The sequence below is a fragment of the Microcoleus sp. K4-B3 genome, assembly GCF_036704615.1.
Lineage (GTDB): Bacteria > Cyanobacteriota > Cyanobacteriia > Cyanobacteriales > Microcoleaceae > Microcoleus.
This window is the reverse complement of sequence record NZ_JAUBSF010000037.1, coordinates 49,095-56,379: the sequence shown is the minus strand read 5'-3', so window position 1 is coordinate 56,379 and position 7,285 is coordinate 49,095. Positions and strand designations below refer to the sequence as shown.

The window sequence follows — 7,285 nt, the reverse complement described above, 5'->3', positions numbered from 1 at the left end:
TATAACCTTATTCCGAGAATATCGCTCCGAGTTTGAGCCTCAACAAAGATTTAAGGGAGATAAAGCTTACGTTGGAGCAGATTTAATAACAACTCCCATTAAAAAACCCCGGAAACGAGAATTAACAACAGAACAAAAAGAACAAAATAAAGCGTTTTCTGCTCGCCTAAATTTTGTGGAACATCGAATTAGATCGGTCAAGATATTTCGAGTTGCCCAAGAAAGATTTAGATTAAATCCCCAAAAATATGAGCAAGTAATTTTAACAATTTGTGGAATAGTAAGGTTGCGAATAGGAGCGCTAATATTACCCTTATAAAAAGCTAGGCAATCGTCAGATTAAAATCAACACAGAGCGCTCAATATTTCGAGATAATTATCAACAATAAATATCTCAAAGTCTTGTTTTATCGTGCACGCTAGCTAATTTAGGATGATTACATTTACGTCAAGGAGCTTAACTACACAAAGGCTTTGATTGTTTTCGGAGATGTCTAATATAGAAAGGGCGGTCTGGAAAATTTGTTAAAAAATAGGCAGGTTTTCGGTCGCCCAAAAAAGTTCTCAGTTGAAATAGCAGCGACCTTGCAACAAGAGTTGAGAGACCCTGAAGGATTTCAGAGTTATAAAGAAGTTCATCTTTGGCTCTGGTTGATTAAAGGAATAGCCAGTAGTTACCCGGCTGTATATTCTTTGGTTAGAGGTGAATTGAAAAGTAAATTAAAAATTCCAAGACCTCGCAGTATTTCTCAGAAATCTACGGCAATTAATGAATTTAAAAATAACTTACATCAACAGATAAAAGCTTTACTAGACAAAGCTTTACCTCAAGTAAACAAATATAAAAAAGTCACTTATTGGTGTAGTGATGAAACGCGGATAGGGCTGCAGACAATTCGTCGGCGTAAGCTGACGCTTTCAGGCGTAAAGCCCGCCCGGAAAGCATCAATGGAAATTTGAGTTTTTTTGGCTGTATGGGGCAGTATCGAGCGCTACGGGAAAAAGTTTCTTTTGGGAGTTTTCGCATTTAGACAAAGTTTGTTTTGAAGCATATTTACAACTTTTTTCAATACAATATCCTCATGAATTACACATCATTCAAGTAGATAACGCACCCGCTCATAATTTAAGCTCATCTGAATTACCAGACAAGATCATTTTACTATTTCAGCCTCCGGCTTGTCCAGAAGTAAATCCCACAGAAAGAGTGTGGGAATATCTCAAAGATTTTTGAGCTTGGTCGGTGTTTAGTAATCTTGACGAACTCCGCACAAAAGTCCAGGAAATTTTGGTATCTTTCACCGAAAGTGTCATTGGTTTTCTCACCGGATGGTCTTGGATTTTACATTCTTTATCTCTATCACATCTTTTAAAAAATGGTATTAAGCTTGCCATCCAGGAATGTCAAGCATCTTGGCTAAGATTTTTAGATGTTAATTACACAGGAATTTTTTGAGTATTTATACGCAACAAGGACAATGAAGCCCGATCGCACCTCTCGCCCCCCTGTTGTGGTACAGGCACTCCGACCTGTACCACAAGCCCTCGTTTAACCTCCACTTTTCCCCATCCTGCCAAACTTCCCGCTAAATTAAAGAAGTGAAAAAATATTCAGGCCCTACCAAGGAGATGCCATGCCTCGCGTCAGAGCACCAGAATTCCCCGGAAACTACCCCTGGCTAAACACCGAGAAACCTTTATCCATTGAATCCTTAAAAGGGCGCGTCGTCCTCCTCGACTTCTGGACGTACTGCTGCATCAATTGCTTGCACGTCCTGCCCGACTTAAAATACCTCGAACAAAAATATAAAGATTCCCTCACGGTTATCGGCGTTCACTCGGCTAAATTTGAAAACGAAAAAGAAGTAGAAAACATCCGCCAAGCTATCCTCCGCTACGATATCGAACATCCAGTAATTGTAGACAGCGGTATGAAAGTTTGGCAAAGCTACGCGGTTCGCGCTTGGCCGACTTTAATGGTGATCGATCCAGAAAGTTATGTCGTTGGCTTTGTTTCCGGCGAAGGCAATAGAGAAGCACTTGACGAGTTAGTTGGCAAGTTAATTGCTGAATACAAAGATAAAAATGCACTCAACTTTAAAGAACTCCGTTTTAGCTTAGAAAAACAGCGCAAACCTGTATCAACACCGCTGGCTTTTCCCGGTAAAGTGCTGGCATTTGCGATCGCTGCAACGGAGGCAAAACAGCTTCACCCACAGGTCGCGCTGTTGGGCGAAATGACTGAGGAAAATGAATATGTAAATGAAACTGTATTACCCGGGCCTGCTAATTCAGTCATACAAAACTTAGTCGGTTCTTGCTTATTTATTGCCGATTCTGGACACAATAGGATTGTTGTCAGCACCATCGAAGGTGAAGTGCTGCACGTCATCGGTACCGGCAAACCCGGTTTAACTGATGGGGGCTTTGAAGAGGCGGAGTTTTTTGCACCTCAAGGTATGGCTTTTGATGCAGAAAGTCAAATTCTTTATGTTGCTGATACGGAAAATCATGCTCTCAGAAAGATTGATTTTACGACTCAACGAGTGGAAACTGTTGCTGGTACCGGCGAACAAAGTCACGAAATTGCACCGGGCAGCGGCAAGGGTTTAGAAACCAAATTGAACTCGCCTTGGGATTTAGAAAGAGTGGGAAATAGACTTTTTATTGCTATGGCGGGTTCGCACCAAATTTGGGAAATGCAATTAGACACTGGTACGATCGGCACTTATGCGGGTATTGGTCGAGAATCCTGTGTTGACGGGAATCTTGCAGAATCTGCTTTTTCTCAGCCCAGCGGTCTCGCTACGGATCGATCGGAGTTGTTTGTTGCTGACAGCGAAATTAGTTCGATTCGCGCTGTGGGTATTGATGAAGACCCGAAGGTGCGTACTGTTTGCGGTAGCGGTGAATTGTTTGGTTTTGGGGATAAAGATGGTCGCGCTGATGAGGTCAGGTTGCAGCACTGTTTGGGTGTTGAATACGCTCAAAATTACCTCTGGGTTGCTGATACTTACAATCACAAAATTAAGCGGATCGACCACCGGGGCGGTACGTGTAGAACAATGATTGGAGATGGTACAGCAGGTTTGGTTGACGCTAGGGGTCTCGATGCTCGATTTTTTGAACCTTCAGGGTTGAGCGCTATCGGGGCTCACTTGTTTGTTGCTGATACGAACAATCATGTGATTCGGCGAGTTGAGTTGGATACGCTGGAAGTCACAACTTTGGATTTCCCCAGTTTGTGCGCTCCTGATGTTTGTCTTCCTGATTGAGCCGATATCGACCTTTTTCCCATTAGCCAGGGTTCTCAATTATCCTAATTGCCAGATTGATTGCGGTAAGGTAGGGTGCTCTTCGGCGCACCTTACCGAAATTGTTCAGCAAAGTAAGTTAACCTAACAGTCCTGGACGCAAAAACCCGGTTTCTTCAGGTAATTTGGTGATATATGCTCGATCGCGACAACGAAAAACCGGGTTTTTTTGGGAAGCCTGCGTCCAGGACTGCCTAAACCCACATTCCGCACCAGCCAAGTGTCACACTACGAATTGTCGGAGTTTGGCGAAATTGAACTGGCGAGCGCCAGTCCAATTACCACTCCTGTGTATAAAAAGTGACCATTTGGGTTCACAAAATTCCGCAAAAACCGATTGTGACAGTTGAAAGTGCCGAAAGTGGGTCTAATTTGCATCGGGGCGCAGAAACCGGGTTTTTTACCGAATCTGCGGTCTACAACGCGTCTTTTCCTAAAAAAACCCGGTTTCTAACCCACATTCGGCACCCTGAACTGGCACACTGTTTTTTGGGAACAAAAAAATGGGGGTTGTACGAATCAGTCCTCCAATTTATTCTTAATAATTGTTAGCTATTGAGAATAACTGCTTGATAAAGAGATTTGCTTGTAAAAACATAAAACCCTTACTTAGTAACCATTTCAAGCTCTTTTCAGTCAATGTGACAGTTGAGGGTGCGGAATGTGAGGTGCAGTAATAATAAGTGCACCACAGTGGTAAGATTTGTTTTGGCAAGTAAAGAGGTCTTTACCATGAATCTATTTCAAAAACTAACTTCTCTGATACGTCGAGGACTAACTGTATTGGCTCTTGTTGGTATGCTGGGTATCAGCTTTAGTGCTCCATCATACGCGGCTGCACCTGCTAGATTTGTCTTTGAGGACTACGCCTCTAGTCAATTCGTTATTGAACTCACTGACGAGACTAAGATCCAACAAGCCCGGAATATACTCAATGGAACCGAGAAAGATGCAACCCATGTAATGGGAAGAATCATAAAAAGACCTGCTCCCTACAATTCAAAATGGAGCTATCAATTAGATCCAGCGACTATCGGCTTCTTTAACATGGCGATAGAAGTTTGTGATTCTACAACTACGTACCTCGAAGACCACCTTGATGAAGCGGGTGGAGCATTTTTACCAGGTGCTTTTTGGTGTCCTTGGAGTTCACGGCTAGTCAAGGAAATTCAGTAACCCGAAAACTTGCATTCAAAAAGCGATCGCATTTTTCTGGAGTTAACACCTTTTGTCGAAGAGCCTGGTTTTGCTGATGTAAGTCAGCAATCACTTTTTGTGCCGTATCCAGTTCCTCTTTAAGTCGAGAAACTTCTCCCTTCAGTTGTGCTACTTCTGAATTTTGGAAGGATATACGTATTGGCGCACCTTACCGAAATTTTTCAGCAAAGTAAGTTAACCTAACAGTCATGGACGCAAAAAACCGGTTTCTTCAGGTAATTGGGTCATAAGCTGTACTGCATTTAAATTGTATGTTGAGGGCGGATCTCCTGCCCGCTCCACAAGAGTGAAAGTTTCTTTTACCATACAATTTAAATGCGGATTAGCTTATACGCTCGATCGCGACAACGAGAAACCGGGTTTTTTTGGGAAGCGTCCGTCCAGGACTGCCTAAATCGCATCGTGGCCCAGAAACCGGGTTTTTTACCGAATCTGCGGTCTACAACGCGTCTTTTCGTAAAAAAAACTGGTTTCTAAACGATCGTGCCTAAGTCCTATGTTGTTAATTCAATGGTGAGTCAACCCGCGATCGCCAGTATTAAATAATCCCAAAAATCATCGCCCAAATCTAAAATTCGGAATAGCTCAGCAGCCGTACTATTTTTTCATCATCGTTCAATTCGCCGACAATTCGTCGCACGGGTTTCGGCCAGATTTTAATCAAAGTAGGAGTTGCTGAAATCTGATCTGCCTCAGCTTGTTCGGGATGTTTCAACACATCAATTACTTTTAAAGTGTAGGGACGATCGAGGCATTGCTCTAAGAACAGGTGTAAAGTTTCGAGGGTGCGTTCGGTGCTGGGGTTGCTGCCGGAAACAAACAGACGCAAAACATAACCTTGAGTTTGTGGCGGTGGGGTGAGTGCTGTTGGTTTGGGAAGCGGAGTCTGCTGCGATTGCGGCAAGCACCAGGCAGGTACTATCGAAGTGATCCGGTCCGATCGAGCTTCGGGGCTGGCATACTGTACAACTAAGTCGTGATTTTCCCAAAGTTCAGGGAATTGTTGGTGATAAGTAGCGACCGCCATCGGTTCGCACATTTCTTCGTTCCGAGCGTGCCACACTAAGTCGCCAGTCCCAAAAATGGCATTCAGCAGCATTTGATGTCGCAGCACGGGGGGGTAAGCCTCGGCAGCAACCCGCACCTGTCGATCGCCTGGATCGAGCCAGCAGTCAACGGTTGCCGTGTAGCAAGGTATCAGAAAATGCGGCGGTTCCGACAAACCGAGGATCTCCTGTAGAGCTACGCACAACTGCAAGTGCCACCGAGTTTGCTTGCGGGGGTCTATGCAATAGATTAAGTCTCCCCCTGGTGTAAACAGCGCAATGCCTTTGAAAAATTCCGGCAAAATCGGGCGATCGACTTTCAAATCAGTACACCAATTAAAGTTAACAGTTAACAGTTAACTGTTAACTGTTAACACTCCACCTTTAGACTCGACCTCGAAGCATCTGAGCCATTTCGTTCGGGAACGGCGAGTTCTCTACACAAAGTTCTTCAGTAATCCGACCTTCTTGATAAAGGCCGTAGAGCGACTTATTCATCGTCGTCATGCCTTCATAAGTATCTTTGATCATAATTTGATTGATTTCCTCATTCTGCCCCTTCAGAATGTATTCCTTAACCACGTCGGTATTGATCATAACGTCGTGGAAAGCAGCCCGCTTCCCGTCTGTGGTTTTGCACAGCAGTTGAGCAATAATCGCCACGAGGGATTCGGAAATTGAAACCCGTATGGCATCCTGTTCTTCCGCCCCGAACATATCCAGAATCCGGTTCAGGGTCTTAACCGCACTGTTGGTGTGCAGGGTTCCTGCAACTAAGTGACCGGTTTGAGAGGCTTTGAGGGCGATTTCCACCGTCTCTCTGTCCCGAATTTCTCCTACTAGCAGCATATCCGGGTCTTGTCGCAGAGCGCCTTTGAGAGCGCTCATAAACTTGAGGGTGTGCCTGCCGACTTCCCGGTGCTTGATCAAGGATTTTTTGCTTTCGTGTACGAATTCTACCGGGTCTTCGATCGTGATGATGTTGTAGGCTTTATTCTTATTGATGTAGTCGATCATCGCGGCCAAGGTGGTAGACTTACCCGAACCTGTCGGGCCCGTCACCAAAATCAGCCCTTTGTGGTAGCCGCATATTTTCTTAAAGACCTCCGGCAGTTTCAATTCCTCCATTGTCAATATTTTGGCAGGAATTAGCCGCAGTACCATCGCCGGGCCGGCCAAGGAGTCCATGCAACTGATCCGAATGCGGACGAACCCGAAGTCGAAAGCGCCGTCAAAGTCTAGGGTTTTTTGGAAAATTTCAATTTCTTCATCGCTCATGCACTCGCGCAACCACCCAAAAAACGTATCTAAATCTGTTGGTGGATAGCCTATGTCGGCAATCTCGCCCCGCGTGCGGAAGCGGGGAACTTCGTTTACTCCGAGGTGAAGGTCGGATACTCCTTCTTCTTTGGCTCGGATGACTAGCTCTTTCAAAGTCGGAACTCCGCCGCTGGAGATTGGGCCTTTAGGTGTGGCGAAGGATTGGGGCGCTGGTGCGGGCGGCGGTGCTGGTGCTGGTGCGGGCGGGGGTGCTGGCGGCATTCCTGCTGCTCTGGGGGGCATCCCGGGAGCTGGAGGGCGGGGCATTCCTGGCAGTGGGGGAGCTCCGGGTACGGGCGGGCGAGGAGCTGGCGGATGCTGTTGTGTCATATGCGCTACCTTAAGTTGGTGAGAAGGCTGACTCGAACAGATGATTTGTGGGAGTTG

8 protein-coding genes are annotated in these 7,285 nt (G+C 45.4%); 5 read left to right on the top strand and 3 right to left on the bottom strand.

Features of this window, described 5'->3' with window-relative positions:
* From QUA78_RS17175 to QUA78_RS32910, 3 genes are all read left to right on the top strand, one after another.
* A partial coding sequence (locus tag QUA78_RS17175) for a transposase family protein (protein WP_333398929.1) occupies positions 1–319 on the top strand: 319 nt, incomplete at its 5' end.
* A 203-nt stretch (positions 320–522) separates the two neighbouring features.
* Positions 523–960, top strand: a complete 438-nt coding sequence (locus tag QUA78_RS17170; protein ID WP_333306627.1) for a hypothetical protein — start codon at positions 523–525, stop codon at positions 958–960.
* A 10-nt stretch (positions 961–970) separates the two neighbouring features.
* Positions 971–1,234, top strand: a complete 264-nt coding sequence (locus QUA78_RS32910) for a transposase (protein WP_445302417.1) — start codon at positions 971–973, stop codon at positions 1,232–1,234.
* On the opposite strand, the gene QUA78_RS17165 is transcribed toward QUA78_RS32910, so the two are convergent.
* A complete protein-coding gene (locus QUA78_RS17165) occupies positions 1,168–1,314 on the bottom strand; it encodes a hypothetical protein (RefSeq protein ID WP_333306629.1) in 147 nt (48 codons plus the stop codon). The two genes, QUA78_RS32910 and QUA78_RS17165, sit on opposite strands and share 67 nt — an antisense overlap.
* A gap of 320 nt (positions 1,315–1,634) precedes the next feature.
* On the opposite strand from QUA78_RS17165, the gene QUA78_RS17160 reads away from it, so the two are divergent.
* Together QUA78_RS17160 and QUA78_RS17155 are read left to right on the top strand one after the other, a co-directional pair.
* On the top strand, positions 1,635–3,275 hold the full coding sequence (locus QUA78_RS17160; RefSeq protein WP_333306631.1) for a thioredoxin-like domain-containing protein: 1,641 nt from the start codon (positions 1,635–1,637) through the stop codon (positions 3,273–3,275).
* A 771-nt stretch (positions 3,276–4,046) separates the two neighbouring features.
* Positions 4,047–4,490, top strand: coding sequence for a BP74-related protein (locus QUA78_RS17155; RefSeq protein ID WP_333306633.1), 444 nt, complete (start codon positions 4,047–4,049; stop codon positions 4,488–4,490).
* Between the two features lie 610 nt (positions 4,491–5,100).
* Here the strand turns inward: QUA78_RS17155 and QUA78_RS17150 are convergent.
* Positions 5,101–5,901 carry a circadian clock KaiB family protein gene (locus QUA78_RS17150; protein WP_333398928.1) on the bottom strand — a complete coding sequence of 267 codons (801 nt, stop codon included), beginning with the start codon at positions 5,899–5,901 and terminating at the stop codon, positions 5,101–5,103.
* A gap of 61 nt (positions 5,902–5,962) precedes the next feature.
* Positions 5,963–7,228: a type IV pilus twitching motility protein PilT gene (locus QUA78_RS17145; RefSeq protein WP_333398931.1), complete on the bottom strand. Its 1,266-nt coding sequence runs from the start codon at positions 7,226–7,228 to the stop codon at positions 5,963–5,965.
* Positions 7,229–7,285: the final 57 nt, after the last annotated feature.